Consider the following 13905-nt stretch of genomic DNA (forward strand, 5'->3'; position numbering starts at 1 on the left):
CGCAGTGGACAACTCGCGGGCGCGACGCGGGGGTTGCTGTGCACCACGGGGGCAGGCTTGTGGGGGATGTGATGGATTTCGGCACGCCGGGCACGCACGCCCCGGCCGAACTCGCCTGGCTGCGCGGGGTCGACGCCTGCACCATGGGCGCCTATCCGCAGGCCGAGGAGGAGTTCCGGGCGGCCGTACGACTGGATCCCTCGATGGCCGACGCATGGCTGGGCCTGCACGCGCTCCGGGTGGACACCACGAACGCCTTATTGCGCATGTACACCCACCGCGACCGCTTCGGGGAGCAGCGGGCCCGCCACCGGCGGACGCTGAACTCCTGGTACTGGCTGGGCTGGTGGGTGCAGCCCGTCCTGGAGAGCCGCCGGGACCTGCTGCTGGCCCACGCCTCGCACTGGCTGGACGGCCGGCACGTCCCCGAGCTGGACCAGGCGCTGGCCGCGCTGCCGCCGGTGGACACCGATGCGCAGGTCCGGTTCCTGCACGCGTGCCGGGCCTACCTGGTCAAGGACTGGGAACAGCTGGTGCGGCACACCGAACCCCTGGTGGACGATCCGCTGCTGGGCATCGAGGCGGGCCTGTTCGGCGGAATGGCCCGGGTCCGGCTGGAGATGTACGGGCAGGCCGAGCCGATGCTCTCGGCGGCGCTGATGCGCTGCCGCAGCGAGCAGCCGCAGCGCAAGGAGCTGCGGTACTGGCTGGCGCGGGCGCACGAGGGGACCGGGCGCAGCGCGGCGGCGCTGCCGCTGTACCGGGCGGTGCACCGGGTGGATCCGGCGTTCATGGACACGGCGGCCCGGCTGACGGCGATCGAGGACAGCGACTACGTGGACGGTGCCGACGGGTACGCCGGGTACGCCGCGGCCGGTTACGAGGGGTACGCCGGGCACGACCTGTCCCCCGTCGGCGGGGACTTCGCGGCGGTGGCCCTCGGCGGTGGCCCCGTCCAGGACGTCGCGGCGGACGGGCAGACGGAGCCGGACCCGCTGGTCGTGCCGGAGCCGGACCCGCGGTTCGGGGCTCCGGGGACGGGCCGGGTGGAGGGCGTGCGCCGCAAGGTGGCGGTGCCGCCGCAGACGGCGCCCGGGGGGCTGCCGGCCGGGCCGGCCGACCCCGCGCTGCTGGCCGAGGCGCTCGCGGAGCTGGAGCGGATGGTGGGCCTGGAGCCGGTGAAGCGGCAGGTGAAGGCGCTCTCCGCGCAGCTGCACATGGCGCGGCTGCGGGCCGGTCAGGGTCTGCCGGTGCAGCCGCCCAAGCGGCACTTCGTGTTCTCCGGGCCGTCGGGCACGGGCAAGACGACGGTGGCGCGGATCCTGGGCCGGGTCTTCTACGCGCTCGGGCTGCTGGGCGGGGACCATCTGGTGGAGGCCCAACGGGCGGATCTGGTCGGCGAGTTCCTCGGGCAGACCGCCGTCAAGGCGAACGAGCTGATCGATTCGGCGATCGGCGGGGTGCTCTTCGTGGACGAGGCGTACAGCCTGTCCAACACCGGGTACAGCAAGGGCGACGCGTACGGCGACGAGGCGCTCCAGGTGCTGCTGAAACGCGCGGAGGACAACCGGGACCACCTGGTGGTGATCCTGGCGGGCTATCCGGCGGGGATGGACCGGCTGCTGGCGGCCAACCCGGGGCTGTCCTCGCGGTTCACGACCCGGGTGGACTTCCCCAGCTACCGGCCGCTGGAGCTGACGGCGATCGGCGGGGTGCTGGCGGACGCGAACGGGGACTGCTGGGACGAGGAGGCCCTGGACGAGCTGCGCAGCATCAGCGGGCACGTGGTGGAGCAGGGCTGGATCGACGAGCTGGGCAACGGCCGCTTCCTGCGCACCCTGTACGAGAAGAGCTGCGCGTACCGGGACCTGCGGCTGGCGGGCTTCCCCGGCGAGCCCTCCCGGGAGGATCTGGCGACGCTGCGGCTGCCCGACCTGATGCAGGCGTACGGGGAGGTCCTGTCGGGCCGCGGCCCCCAGGACCGCGACCGCCCGGAGCCGCCGCCGCTGTGACCGCCGCCCGGCGGGGACCCCTGCCGGGCAGCGGCGGCGGCGGACGGGCCGGTCAGCCGATCAGGGCGCCCTCCGGCCGGGGGCCGGGGCGGCGGGCCGGAACGCGGTGCGCGGGGTCGCGGACCTCGCCGACCAGCATCTCCAGGACATCCTCCAGGGCGACCAGGCCCAGCACCCGGCCGGCCGGGTCGGCTACCTGGGCCAGATGGGTGGCGTCGCGGCGCATGACGCTGAGCGCGTCGTCCAGCGGGAGCGTCGAGGACAGCGTGGGCATCCGGCGCCAGACCCGCTGGGGCACGGCTCGCTCCCGCTCCTCCAGGTCCAGTACGTCCTTGACGTGCAGGTAGCCCATGAAGGCGCCGTTCTCGGAACGGACGGGGAAGCGGGAGTAGCCCGTGCGGACCGTCAGCTGCTCGATCTGGCGCGGGGTCGCCGAGGGGCCGACCGTGACGAGCCGGTCCCGGGCGAGCAGGACGTCGGTGACCGGGCGGCTGCCCAGTTCCAGGGCGTCCTCCAGGCGCTCCTGCTCACCCGGCTCCAGGAGCCCGGCCTGCCGGGAGTCCTCCACGAGCCGGCCGAGCTGGGCGCTGGTGTAGACGGCCTCGACCTCGTCCTTGGGCTCCACCTTGAAGAGGCGGAGCACCAGGTGCGCGCAGGAGCCCAGCGCGGTGGTGACGGGGCCGCACAGCCTGGCGAAGGCCACCAGGCCCGGGCTGAACCAGAGTGCGGTCTTCTCGGGGGCGGCCATGGCCAGGTTCTTGGGCACCATCTCGCCGATGACCAGGTGCAGGAAGACGACGGCGGCGAGGGCCACCGCGTAGCCGAGCGGGTGGATCATGCCCGGCGGGACGTGCGCAGCGTGGAACAGCGGCTCCAGCAGGCGGGCCATCGTCGGCTCGGCGACGGCTCCCAGGGTCAGGGAGCAGACGGTGATGCCGAACTGGGCCGCCGCCATCATCCGCGGCAGGTTCTCCAGGCCGTACAGCACCTGGCGGGCCCGCTTGGACTCGGCGGCCAGCGGCTCGATCTGGCTGCGCCGGACGGAGACGAGGGCGAATTCGGCGCCCACGAAGAACCCGTTGGCCAGGACCAGGAGCAGGGCGAAGAGCAGTTGCAGTGCGTTCATCGGACCGCCGCCTCCCTGTCGGCCGGGTGTCCGGCGACGGGGCCGGGCTCGGGGGGCGCCGGCCGCCGTGCGGCCGGGGCCGCGGCCGGGCGTGCGGCCGGGGCGGGGTGGGGCGCCTGGTGGGGCGCCGGATGGGGGGCGGGGAGCAGCCGCACCAGCCGGACCCGTTCGGCCCGGTAACGGCCGACCTGGCGGACGGAGAGCTTCCAGCCGGGCAGTTCGGCACGGTCCCCGGGGGCGGGGATCCGGCCGAGCAGGTCGGCGACGAGACCGGCGACGGTCTCGTACGGGCCCTCGGGCACCTCCAGGCCTATCCGGCGCAGGGTCTGCACCCGGCAGCTGCCGTCGGCCTCCCAGGAGGGGCGGCCGTCCTCGGCGGGCACGGCGGCCAGTTCGGGGCCCTCGTCCTCGGCGAGGTCGTGCTCGTCGCGGACCTCGCCGACGAGCTCCTCCACGATGTCCTCCAGGGTGACCACCCCGGCGGTGCCGCCGTATTCGTCGACGACGACGGCCATGGGCTGCTCGCTGCGCAGCCGCTCCAGCAGCGGCTGCACCGGCAGCGAGCCGGGCACCAGCAGCGGGGCGACGCAGATGCGGCTGACCGTGGTGCGGGCGCGCTCGGACTCGGGCACGGCGAGGGCGTCCTTGAGGTGGACGACGCCGGTGACCTCGTCGATGCGCTCCCGGTAGACCGGGAACCGGGACAGTCCGGTGGCGCGGGTCAGGTTGAGCACGTCGGCCGCGGTGGCCGTGTGCTGCAGGGCGCTGACCTTCACCCGGGGGGTCATGACGTGCTGGGCCGTGAGCTCGCCCAGCGACAGGGTCCGTACGAAGAGGTCGGCGGTGTCCTGTTCGAGGGCACCGGCCTGGGCCGAATGGCGGACCAGGGAGACCAGTTCGCCGGGGGTGCGGGCCGAGGCCATCTCCTCCGCCGGCTCCACGCCGAGCGCCCGTACGAGACGGTTGGCCACGGCGTTGAGGCCGGCGATGACCGGCCGGAAGGCGCGGGAGAAGACCTGCTGGGGGCCGGCCACGAACCGGGCCACCTGGAGCGGCCGGGAGACCGCCCAGTTCTTCGGGACGAGCTCGCCGACGACCATCTGGACGGCGGAGGCGAGCAGCATGCCGATGAAGACGGCGATGCCGGAGACGGCTCCCGCGGGCAGGCCGGTCGCCGCGAGCGGCCCGTCCAGCAGTCCGGCGAGGGCCGGTTCGGCGAGCATGCCGACCACGAGGGAGGTGATGGTGATGCCGAGCTGGGTGCCGGAGAGCTGGAAGGACAGCTCCCGCAGGGCCTCGACCACCGTGCGGGCACGGCGGTCGCCGTCGGCTGCGGCGCGTTCGGCCTCGGGGCGTTCGACGGTGACGAGGCCGAATTCGGCCGCCACGAAGAAGCCGTTGGCGAGGATCAGGGCGAATGCCGCCACGAGCAGAAGTAGCGGGATGGTCATGCCGCCGCCTCCGCGGGGAGGGCGGCGCGGGTACTACCGGACGATCCGTCCATTGCTGGAGGGAGTCACTCCTCAAGTCGCAGGTTCCCACGGGCCTCAGGGTCCGGGGCCGGTGGGAGGGCGCACAGGTGCGCCCCGCCACCAGGGTAGTCACTGAGATCGCCGCCGCAATGGGACGCAGCGGTCGGCTGCGGCTCCGGTGGTTCGTCCGAGAGTCGCCCGAGGCCCGTTCGAGTCCCGTTCAACGTCCGTTCGACGACCGTTCGAGGCCGGCGCGGCGGCGGCTCAGCGGTGGTGCGGCCCGGTTCCCCGGGCCTCGGCGAGCGCGCGCAGGGCGCGGGCGTCGCCGATGGCCTGCTGCCTGGCCACGCCGGGCTGGATGCCGAGGGCGGGCAGGCTCGTGCCGTCGCTGAGGTCCAGGAACACCCACGGGTCGCCCGGGCGGAGGTTGACGCGCAGGATCTGCGCCCACTCCAGGCGGCGGGTGTTGGTCAGGTTCACGACGGTGACGCCCGTCTCGTCCGCGACCACCTTGGGGCGGCTGAGCAGGACGAGTACGGAGCTCAGCAGGACGGCGGTGAAGACGAAGCTGACCCGCTCCCCCGGACCGAGGTTCTCCAGCAGGAACGCGATCGCCGTGATGGTGGCGAACATGGCGAGCCCGACGCCCAGCAGGATGACCCGGGTACGGGTCGGCCGGAAGGTGACCGGCAGGTCGGGCAGTACGGGCTGGGCGGCGGACTCGGCCATGATGCTGGTGATGCCTTCTGCGGGGGGACGTACGGATCGGGGGACGTACGGGTCAGAGACGGCAGGCGTGGATCGAGGTGGTGAGGATCGCGCGCGCGCCGAGCTCGTACAGGTCGTCCATGATCCGCTGCGCCTCCTTGGCCGGGACCATCGCGCGGACGGCGACCCAGCCCTCGTTGTGCAGCGGGGAGACGGTCGGCGACTCCAGGCCCGGGGTGAGGGCGACGGCCCGCTCCAGGTGCTCGGCGCGGCAGTCGTAGTCCATCATCACGTAGCTGCGGGCCACCAGGACGCCCTGGAGGCGGCGCAGGAACTGCTGGGCCTGCGGGTTGTCGGCGGAGGCGCCGTTGCCGCGGATGACCACGGCCTCGGAGGTGAGGATCGGCTCGCCGATGACCTCCAGGCCGGCGTTGCGCAGGCTGGTGCCGGTCTCGACGACGTCCGCGATGACCTGGGCGACGCCGAGCTGGATGGCGGTCTCGACCGCGCCGTCCAGGTGCACGACGGAGGCGTCGATGCCCTGCTCGGCGAGGTGCTTGGCGACGATTCCCTCGTACGAGGTCGCGATCGTCATCCCGTGGAAGTCCTCGGGGCCCTTCGCGGTGCCGGGCTTGGTGGCGTAGCGGAAGGTGGAGCGGCCGAAGTTCAGCGGGAGGATCTCCTCGGCGCTGGCGCCGGAGTCGAGCAGCAGGTCACGGCCGGTGATGCCGATGTCGAGCTTGCCCGAGGCGACGTAGATCGCGATGTCCTTGGGGCGGAGGTAGAAGAACTCCACGCCGTTCTCGGGGTCGAGGACCACGAGCTCCTTGGACTCCTTGCGCTGGCGGTAGCCGGCCTCATGGAGCATCGCCGACGCCGCTCCGGAGAGTGAACCCTTGTTGGGGACGGCGATGCGCAGCATGGGGGCTTCCTTCAGTGCGTGGAGTGCGAAAGGTGTGGACTGGGGCGGGCGGGGGCCCGGCGGCGGAGGGCTCCGGCCTAGAGGTGCGCGTAGACGTCGTCGAGGGAGATCCCGCGCGCGACCATCATCACCTGGACGTGGTACAGCAGCTGCGAGATCTCCTCGGCGGCGGCTTCCTTGCCCTCGTACTCAGCGGCCATCCAGACCTCGGCGGCCTCCTCGACGATCTTCTTGCCGATCGCATGGACGCCCTTGCCGACGAGCTCGGCGGTGCGGGAGGTGCCGGGGTCGCCGTCGGCGGCCTTGAGCTGGAGCTCGGTGAAGAGCTCTTCGAAGCTCTTGGAGGGTGCGTTAGCCATGATGGTCCTCAGAATACGGGGTCCCCCGCCGCCACTCAGCGCCAGGGTTCGCTGACGGACCGCAGGGTCGCAGCGGTGGAGACGGCGGCGATGACCGCTTCGTGCCCCTTGTCCTCGTTCGACCCCTCGAGCCCGGCACGGTCCAGCGCCTGCTCGTCGTTGTCGCACGTCAGAACGCCGAAGCCGACGGGGACTCCGGTGTCGATCGACACCTGTACCAGGCCCTGGGTGACGCCCTGGCAGACGTAGTCGAAGTGCGGGGTGCCGCCGCGGATGACGACTCCGAGGGCGACGATGGCATCGTAACCGCGACCGGCGAGTACCTTCGCCACGACCGGGAGCTCGAAGCTGCCGGGGACACGGAGCAGGGTGGGCTCGTCGATGCCTAGCTCGTGCAGGGCCCGCAGCGCGCCGTCGACGAGCCCGTCCATGACCTTCTCGTGCCACTGGGCCGCGATGACGGCGACCCGGAGGTCTCCGCAGTTCCTGACACTCAGTTCGGGTGCGCCCTTGCCGCTCACAGCTGTGCTCCTCGTGCTTCGTGGGTCGTGGTTCGTCGTGCGTGGTTCGTGGTGCGTGGTGCTTGGTGCGTGGTGCTCGGTTACTGGTTGCCGCAGGTGGTCGCGGTCTGCTCCAGCCAGGGCAGGTCGTGCCCCATCCGGTCCCGCTTGGTGCGCAGGTACCGCAGATTGTGCTCGCCCGCCTCGGTGGGCATGGCCACCCGGTCGTTGACCGTGATGCCGTGCCGTACGAGCGCGGCGGACTTGTCGGGGTTGTTGGTCAGCAGCCGCACGCTCTTGACGCCCAGGTCGGCGAGGATCTGCGCGCCGGCCGCGTAGTCCCGGGCGTCGGCCGGGAGGCCGAGCTCCAGGTTGGCGTCCAGGGTGTCGCGGCCGCGCTCCTGGAGCTCGTACGCGCGCAGCTTGGACATCAGTCCGATGCCTCGCCCCTCGTGGCCGCGCAGGTAGACGACGACGCCGCGGCCCTCCTCCTTGATGCGGGCCATGGAGGCGTGCAGCTGGGGGCCGCAGTCGCAGCGCAGGGAGTGGAAGATGTCGCCGGTCAGGCACTCGGAGTGGACCCGGACCACGACGTCCGTGCCGTCGCCGATCTCTCCGTGGACGAGGGCGACGTGCTCGACGCCGTCGACGGTGGAGCGGAAGCCGTAGGCCGTGAAGTCGCCGTGCGCGGTCGGGAGGGTGACCTGGGCCTCGCGGCGCACGGTCGGCTCGGCGGAGCGGCGGTAGGCGATCAGGTCCTCGATGGAGATGATCGTCAGGCCGTGCTTGCGGGCGAAGGGGATCAGCTCCGGCAGGCGCAGCATGACGCCGTCCTCACCGGCGATCTCCACGATGGCGCCGACGGGGCGCAGGCCCGCGAGGCGGGCGAGGTCGACGGCGGCCTCGGTGTGGCCGTTGCGGACCAGGACGCCGCCGGGCTTGGCGCGCAGCGGGAAGACGTGGCCGGGGCGCACGAAGTCGGAGGGCTCGGAGACGCCGTCGGCGAGCATCCGCAGCGTGGTGGAGCGGTCGGCGGCGGAGATGCCGGTGGTGACGCCGTGGGCGGCACTGGCGTCGACGGAGACGGTGAAGGCGGTCTTCATCGACTCGGTGTTGTTCTGGACCATCTGGGGCAGTTCGAGCCGCTCCAGCTCGGGGCCCTCCATGGGGGCGCAGATCAGGCCGCGGCACTCGCTCATCATGAACGCGACGATCTCGGGGGTGGCCTTCTCGGCCGCGATGACGAGGTCGCCCTCGTTCTCGCGGTCCTCGTCGTCGACGACGACGACCGGCCGGCCGGCCGCGATGTCCCGGATGGCCTGCTCGACGGGGTCGAGCCGGAAGACCGCTTCGAGGACGGCGTCGATGTCGGGCACGGGCTTGAGGGTGGTCATGCCGTTGCTCCTTCCAGGGCCGTGGCGGGGGTGGTGCGCGAACGCTGGTACCAGTCGTGGGCGCCCCACAGGACGAGCGCGAAGTAGACGACGTAGACGAGGCCGGAGAAGGCCAGACCGTTGGTGAAGGCGAGCGGGACGCCGACCAGGTCGACGAGGAGCCAGGCGAACCAGAACTCGACGAGGCCACGGGCCTGGGCGACCATCGCGACGATCGTGCCGACGAAGATGTAGGCGTCGGCCCACGGGCTCCACGACAGGTTCGGGAAGAGCGTGAACAGGCCGCCGACGGCGAGGGTGCCGAGGGCCGCCCCGGCGAGGAGCAGTCCGCGCTCGGTCCAGGTGGCGGTGCGCACCGCCAGGGTGCCGTCCTGGGCCTGCTGCCGGCCGAGCTGCCAGGCGCGCCAGCCCCAGGCGGCCACGCCGATGACGAGGAGCTGCTTGCCGACGCCCCCGGCGAGGTGGGCGGAGGCGTAGGCGGCTATGAGGATCAGGCCGGACAGCAGCTGGGCGGGCCAGGTCCAGATGGAGCGGCGCCAGCCGAGGGCGAGGGCCGCCAGGCCCATCAGGTTGCCGATCATGTCGGACCAGATGACCTTCTGGCCGAAGACCGTGAAGGCCTCGGCGTTGAGCCAGGTCAGGGCGCTCATCGGCCGGCCTCCTGGGCGTCGTCGGGGGTGGCGGTCAGGGGGTTGACTCCGGCGGCCAGCAGGCGCTCGACGTACTTCGCGAGGACGTCCACTTCGAGGTTGACCGGGTCGCCGGGCTTCTTGATGCCGAGGGTGGTCAGCGCGAGGGTGGTGGGGATGAGGCTGATGCTGAAGTGGTCGGCGGCCGCCTCGACGACCGTGAGGCTGACGCCGTCCACGGTGATCGAGCCCTTCTCCACGACGTACCGCGCGAGGTTCGCCGGGAGGGAGACCTTGACGATCTCCCAGTGCTCGGAGGGTGTCCGGGAGAGGATCTCACCGGTGCCGTCGACGTGCCCCTGGACGAGGTGGCCTCCGAGCCGTCCGCCGAGGGCCATCGGGCGCTCCAGGTTGACCCGGGAGCCGGCCCGCAGTGCGCCGAGGCTGGAGCGGTTGAGGGTCTCCTGCATGACGTCGGCGGTGAACTCGCCGTCGGCGGTCTCCACGACGGTGAGGCAGACGCCGTTGACGGCGATGGAGTCGCCGTGCTTGGCGCCGTCGGTGACGACGGGGCCGCGCAGGCGGAAGCGGGAGGCCTCCGAGAGCTGCTCGACGGCGGTGACCTCGCCCAGTTCTTCGACGATTCCGGTGAACACTCAGTGCTCCTTGGGGGCGGTGGGGGTGCTGACGGCTTCGGGTACGGCGGTGATGCGCAGATCGGTGCCGACGCGGACGGCCTCGGTGATGTGGAGGCGTACCGCGCGGGCGATGTTCGTGATGCCGGCGTCGGCGAGGGCGGCGGGCCCGGAGCCGAGGAGTGCCGGGGCGAGGTAGCCGACGACGCGGTCGACGGCCCCGGCTTCGAGGAAGGCGCCCGCAAGGGTGGGGCCGCCTTCCAGGAGGACGGAGCGCACGCCGCGCGCGTACAGCGCGCCGAGCAGGTCGTGGACGGCGATGCGGCCGTCGTGCAGGGGCAGCCGGAGGAGGTCGACGCCGGGCAGGTGCCGGGTGTCGGCGTCCTCGCCGGCGACGAGCAGCGTGGGCGCGGCGTCGTCGAGGACGCGGGCGGTCGGCCGGAGGCCGGCGCGGGTGTCGACGGCGACGCGCAGCGGCTGGGTGGCCCCGTCGACGCCGCGCACGGCCAGGTGCGGGTCGTCGGCGCGCAGGGTGCCGCCGCCGACGAGGACGGCGTCGGCCTCGGCGCGCAGCCGGTGGACGTCGGCGCGGGACTCGGGGCCGGTGATCCAGCGGCTGCTGCCGTCGGCGGCGGCGCTGCGGCCGTCGAGGGTGGCCGCGTACTTCCAGGTGACGTGCGGGCGGCCCAGGCGTACGGCGGTGAGCCAGGCGGCGTTGCCGGCCGCGGCCTCGGCCTCCAGGAAGCCGCCCTCGGCCTTGACCCCGGCCTCGCGCAGGGTGGTGGCGCCACCGCTGGCCTGCGGGTTCGGGTCGGGGACTGCGTAGACCACGCGGGTGACGCCGGCCTCGATCAGCGCCTGGGCGCAGGGTCCCGTGCGGCCGGTGTGGTTGCAGGGTTCGAGGGTGACGTAGGCGGTGCCGCCGTGGGCCGCCGCGCCTGCCGCGCGCAGGGCGTGGACCTCGGCGTGCGGGCCGCCGGCCCGCTGGTGCCAGCCCTCGCCGACGACCGTGCCGGCCGCGTCGGTGATGACGCAGCCGACGACCGGGTTGGGGCTGGTGGAGCCGAGGCCGCGGGCGGCGAGCTCGATGGCACGGCGCATGGCCTGCACGTCGGCTTCGGCGTCGTGCGGTGCGGGTGCGGCGTGGTTCGCCACCGGGTCCTCCTGCCTCGATCGGGCACGGACTCCGGGGCCTGTCGGGATACGACAGATGAAGCGGTACAGCACACACGGGGGACGCCGAGGCCGAAAAAACGGTCCGCCCGGACGCATCCGCTGGGATGCGCCGATGAACCGCCGACGGCGGCGTACCGGTGACTGGCCCGCCGCGCACTGCCTCCCATCCGGACTTTCACCGTCGGTCCAGGAATTTCACCTGGTCAACCGGCCGCTGGCTGCGGACGGGTCGCGGACTATACCGCCGGTTCGGAATTACACCGACCCCGGAGTGCGCTGCTTACTGGTACTGCTGCCAGTTTGCCACGGTCGATCGTCGGCCATGCGGGCGAGGTGCTGTGGCCTGGGTCACAAGGGGCCCGTCGCGCGGGAGTCCGTCAGGTTGGACGACTATTGGTCCAGACCTATTGACGGGTTGGTCTAGTCCTCTTAACGTTCCCTTCATCCTCCCCGGGAGACAGCCCGTCAGATGTGCGCACGTCACGGGCCAACACGCACCAATTCAACGCCTGTTGTGTCCTATGTGTCTGCCATCCTCCCCTCCCCAGGAGGCACCATGCCGTCCCCCACACGTACGAGAGCGATGCTCCTGGCATCCGGCGCGGCGATCGCCGGACTGCTGCTGCCGGCGCTCTCGACAACCTTCTCGCACTCCGCCTGGGGGTCCCCCCAGACGGAGTCGGGGGGAGAGAGCTGTCGCCCGGACGGGCTGTACAAGACGCCCGGGGTCGACGTCCCGTACTGCTCGGTCTACGACTCCGAGGGCCGCGAGAAGATGGGCGCCGACCACCAGCGCCGCGTGATCGGATACTTCACCGGCTGGCGGACCGGCAAGGACGGCACCCCCGCCTACCTCGCCAACAACATCCCGTGGTCCAAGGTCACCCATCTGAACTACGCCTTCGCCCACGTGGGCGCCGACAACAAGATCTCGGTCGGCACGGACGGCCCGGGCAACGCCGCCACCGGGATGACCTGGCCGGGCGTGGCGGGCGCCGAGACGGACCCGGCCCTCCCCTACAAGGGCCACTTCAACCTGCTGAACAAATTCAAGAAGCAGTACCCGAACGTCAAGACGCTGATCTCGGTCGGCGGCTGGGCCGAGACGGGCGGCTACTTCGGCGACGACGGCAACCGCGTCGCGTCCGGCGGTTTCTACTCGATGGCCACCAACGCCGACGGCTCCGTCAACCAGGCCGGCATCGACACCTTCGCGGACTCCTCCGTCGAGTTCATCCGGAAGTACGGTTTCAACGGCGTCGACATCGACTACGAGTACCCGACCACGATGAAGGACGCGGGCAACCCGCTGGACTGGCAGCTCTCCAACGCCCGCCGGGCCGGTCTCGTCCAGGGCTACGCCGCCCTGATGAAGTCGCTGCGCGAGAGGCTCGACCGCGCCGGCGCCGCCGACGGCAGGCACTACCTGCTCTCCGTCGCCGCCCCCTCCTCCGGCTACCTGCTGCGGGGCATGGAGACGTTCCAGATGCAGAAGTACCTGGACTACGTCAACATCATGTCCTACGACCTGCACGGCGCATGGAACGAGTACGTCGGCCCGAACGCCTCGCTCTTCGACGACGGCAAGGACGGCGAACTGGCCGCCGCCGGGGTCTACTCCACCTCCCAGTACGGCGGCGTCGGCTACCTGAACTCCGACTGGGCCTACCACTACTTCCGCGGCTCGATGCCGGCGGGCCGCATCAACATGGGCCTGCCGTACTACACCCGCGGCTTCAAGAACGTGCAGGGCGGCACGGACGGCCTGTGGGGCAGGGCACCCGCGACCAGCTGCCCGGCCGGCGCGGGTCTGACCAAGTGCGGTGACGGCGCGGTCGGCATCGACAACCTGTGGCACGACCTGGACACCAACGGGGCCGAGTCCCCTGCGGGCTCCAACCCGATGTGGCACGCCAAGAACCTGGAGAAGGGGGTCGTCGGCGACTACGTCACGAAGTACGGCTTCCCGGCGAACACCACGCTGACCGGCACCTACGTCCGCAAGTACGACTCCACGCTGGTGGCGCCGTGGCTGTGGAACGACCAGAAGAAGGTCTTCCTGTCGACGGAGGACGAGCAGTCCGTCGCCGCCAAGGCCGACTACGTGGTGAACAGGGGCATCGGCGGCACGATGGTCTGGGAGCTGGCCGGCGACTACGCCTACAACGCCGCCAAGGGCCAGTACGAGACGGGCGACACCCTCACCTCCCTGATGTACGACAAGTTCAAGGCGGCCTCCCCGTACGGCGCGAAGAAGGCAGGGAGCGCACTGCCCGCCCAGGCGGTCGACATCAAGACGGAGTTCACCGAGTTCAAGCTGGGCGACTCCAACTACCCGATCACCCCGAAGCTCAAGATCACCAACAACACGAAGAGCACGCTGCCCGGCGGTACGGAGTTCCAGTTCGACTACGGGACCTCGGCCCCGGCCAATGCCTCCGACCAGTCCGGTTTCGGCACCAAGGTGATCTCCACCGGGCACAGCGGCACCAACGTCGGCGGCCTGAAGGGCGACTTCCAGCGGGTCTCGCTGAAGCTGCCGGCCTGGCAGACGCTGGCCCCCGGCGCCTCGGTGGACCTGGCGTTCAACTACTACCTGCCGGTGTCCACGCCCTCCAACTGGACGGTGAACATCTCCGGCACCACGTACGCCCTCGCCGGCGACCTGGCGCGCGGTACGACGGTGGTGGAACCGGGCACCACCCAGCCCCCGACCACCCCGCCCACCACTCCGCCGACCACCCCGCCCACCACTCCGCCGACGACCCCGCCGACCACCCCGCCGGGCGGGACCTGCACGAACCCGGCGTACGTCGCGGGCACGGTCTACAACAGCGGGAACCTCGTCTCGCACAAGGGCCACACGTGGAAGGCCCAGTGGTGGACGCAGAACGAGGAGCCCGGCACCACCGGCGAGTGGGGCGTCTGGAAGGACCAGGGCGCCTGCTGACCCCCCTCGGGTGAACGGACGT

The 13905-nt window shown here is 71.9% G+C and carries 12 protein-coding genes and 1 riboswitch; of the genes, 2 read left to right on the forward strand and 10 right to left on the reverse strand.

Going from position 1 to position 13905, the window contains the following annotated elements:
* The first annotated feature begins 71 nt into the window (after window positions 1-71).
* Window positions 72-2012, forward strand: a complete 1941-nt coding sequence (locus ACIPK4_RS33995) for an AAA family ATPase (RefSeq protein WP_402320135.1) — start codon at window positions 72-74, stop codon at window positions 2010-2012.
* Between the two features lie 52 nt (window positions 2013-2064).
* Here the strand turns inward: ACIPK4_RS33995 and ACIPK4_RS34000 are convergent, their stop codons facing one another.
* The 10 genes from ACIPK4_RS34000 to ribD all read right to left on the reverse strand — a co-directional run bounded on the left by ACIPK4_RS34000 (window position 2065) and on the right by ribD (window position 10858).
* A complete protein-coding gene (locus ACIPK4_RS34000) occupies window positions 2065-3138 on the reverse strand; it encodes a hemolysin family protein (protein ID WP_376197063.1) in 1074 nt (357 codons plus the stop codon).
* Window positions 3135-4589, reverse strand: a complete 1455-nt coding sequence (locus ACIPK4_RS34005) for a hemolysin family protein (RefSeq protein ID WP_376197061.1) — start codon at window positions 4587-4589, stop codon at window positions 3135-3137. Before ACIPK4_RS34005 ends, ACIPK4_RS34000 begins: the two co-directional genes overlap by 4 nt.
* A gap of 285 nt (window positions 4590-4874) precedes the next feature.
* On the reverse strand, window positions 4875-5339 hold the full coding sequence (locus ACIPK4_RS34010) for a PH domain-containing protein (protein WP_402320139.1): 465 nt from the start codon (window positions 5337-5339) through the stop codon (window positions 4875-4877).
* A 52-nt stretch (window positions 5340-5391) separates the two neighbouring features.
* Entirely contained in the window at window positions 5392-6240 is an 849-nt protein-coding gene (gene hisG / locus ACIPK4_RS34015) for an ATP phosphoribosyltransferase (protein WP_054220588.1), read from the reverse strand.
* Between the two features lie 77 nt (window positions 6241-6317).
* A complete protein-coding gene (locus ACIPK4_RS34020; protein ID WP_054220589.1) occupies window positions 6318-6599 on the reverse strand; it encodes a phosphoribosyl-ATP diphosphatase in 282 nt (93 codons plus the stop codon).
* A 35-nt stretch (window positions 6600-6634) separates the two neighbouring features.
* On the reverse strand, window positions 6635-7120 hold the full coding sequence (gene ribH / locus ACIPK4_RS34025; protein ID WP_030298869.1) for a 6,7-dimethyl-8-ribityllumazine synthase: 486 nt from the start codon (window positions 7118-7120) through the stop codon (window positions 6635-6637).
* Between the two features lie 80 nt (window positions 7121-7200).
* A complete protein-coding gene (locus tag ACIPK4_RS34030) occupies window positions 7201-8493 on the reverse strand; it encodes a bifunctional 3,4-dihydroxy-2-butanone-4-phosphate synthase/GTP cyclohydrolase II (RefSeq protein ID WP_054220590.1) in 1293 nt (430 codons plus the stop codon).
* Window positions 8490-9143: a nicotinamide riboside transporter PnuC gene (locus tag ACIPK4_RS34035; protein ID WP_402320145.1), complete on the reverse strand. Its 654-nt coding sequence runs from the start codon at window positions 9141-9143 to the stop codon at window positions 8490-8492. The genes ACIPK4_RS34030 and ACIPK4_RS34035 overlap by 4 nt, the downstream gene beginning before the upstream one ends.
* Window positions 9140-9778, reverse strand: a complete 639-nt coding sequence (locus tag ACIPK4_RS34040; RefSeq protein ID WP_054220592.1) for a riboflavin synthase — start codon at window positions 9776-9778, stop codon at window positions 9140-9142. Before ACIPK4_RS34040 ends, ACIPK4_RS34035 begins: the two co-directional genes overlap by 4 nt.
* Entirely contained in the window at window positions 9779-10858 is a 1080-nt protein-coding gene (gene ribD / locus ACIPK4_RS34045) for a bifunctional diaminohydroxyphosphoribosylaminopyrimidine deaminase/5-amino-6-(5-phosphoribosylamino)uracil reductase RibD (protein WP_402320280.1), read from the reverse strand.
* 224 nt (window positions 10859-11082) lie between these two features.
* A riboswitch (FMN riboswitch) is annotated at window positions 11083-11212 on the reverse strand.
* A gap of 277 nt (window positions 11213-11489) precedes the next feature.
* Between ribD and ACIPK4_RS34050 the strand changes: the two genes are divergently transcribed.
* Entirely contained in the window at window positions 11490-13883 is a 2394-nt protein-coding gene (locus ACIPK4_RS34050) for a chitinase C-terminal domain-containing protein (protein ID WP_402320148.1), read from the forward strand.
* The last annotated feature ends 22 nt before the right edge of the window (window positions 13884-13905 follow it).

The sequence above is a fragment of the Streptomyces sp. NPDC086989 genome (assembly GCF_044745505.1).
GTDB lineage: Bacteria > Actinomycetota > Actinomycetes > Streptomycetales > Streptomycetaceae > Streptomyces.

What these genes read in the sequence shown, in the direction of transcription:
- ACIPK4_RS33995 (WP_402320135.1), top strand. Translation starts at nt 72, where the DNA reads ATGGATTTCGGCACGCCGGGCACGCACGCCCCGGCCGAACTCGCCTGG.
- ACIPK4_RS34000 (WP_376197063.1), bottom strand. Translation starts at nt 3,138, where the DNA reads ATGAACGCACTGCAACTGCTCTTCGCCCTGCTCCTGGTCCTGGCCAAC.
- ACIPK4_RS34005 (WP_376197061.1), bottom strand. Translation starts at nt 4,589, where the DNA reads ATGACCATCCCGCTACTTCTGCTCGTGGCGGCATTCGCCCTGATCCTC.
- ACIPK4_RS34010 (WP_402320139.1), bottom strand. Translation starts at nt 5,339, where the DNA reads ATGGCCGAGTCCGCCGCCCAGCCCGTACTGCCCGACCTGCCGGTCACC.
- hisG (WP_054220588.1), bottom strand. Translation starts at nt 6,240, where the DNA reads ATGCTGCGCATCGCCGTCCCCAACAAGGGTTCACTCTCCGGAGCGGCG.
- ACIPK4_RS34020 (WP_054220589.1), bottom strand. Translation starts at nt 6,599, where the DNA reads ATGGCTAACGCACCCTCCAAGAGCTTCGAAGAGCTCTTCACCGAGCTC.
- ACIPK4_RS34030 (WP_054220590.1), bottom strand. Translation starts at nt 8,493, where the DNA reads ATGACCACCCTCAAGCCCGTGCCCGACATCGACGCCGTCCTCGAAGCG.
- ACIPK4_RS34035 (WP_402320145.1), bottom strand. Translation starts at nt 9,143, where the DNA reads ATGAGCGCCCTGACCTGGCTCAACGCCGAGGCCTTCACGGTCTTCGGC.
- ribD (WP_402320280.1), bottom strand. Translation starts at nt 10,858, where the DNA reads ATGCGCCGTGCCATCGAGCTCGCCGCCCGCGGCCTCGGCTCCACCAGC.
- ACIPK4_RS34050 (WP_402320148.1), top strand. Translation starts at nt 11,490, where the DNA reads ATGCCGTCCCCCACACGTACGAGAGCGATGCTCCTGGCATCCGGCGCG.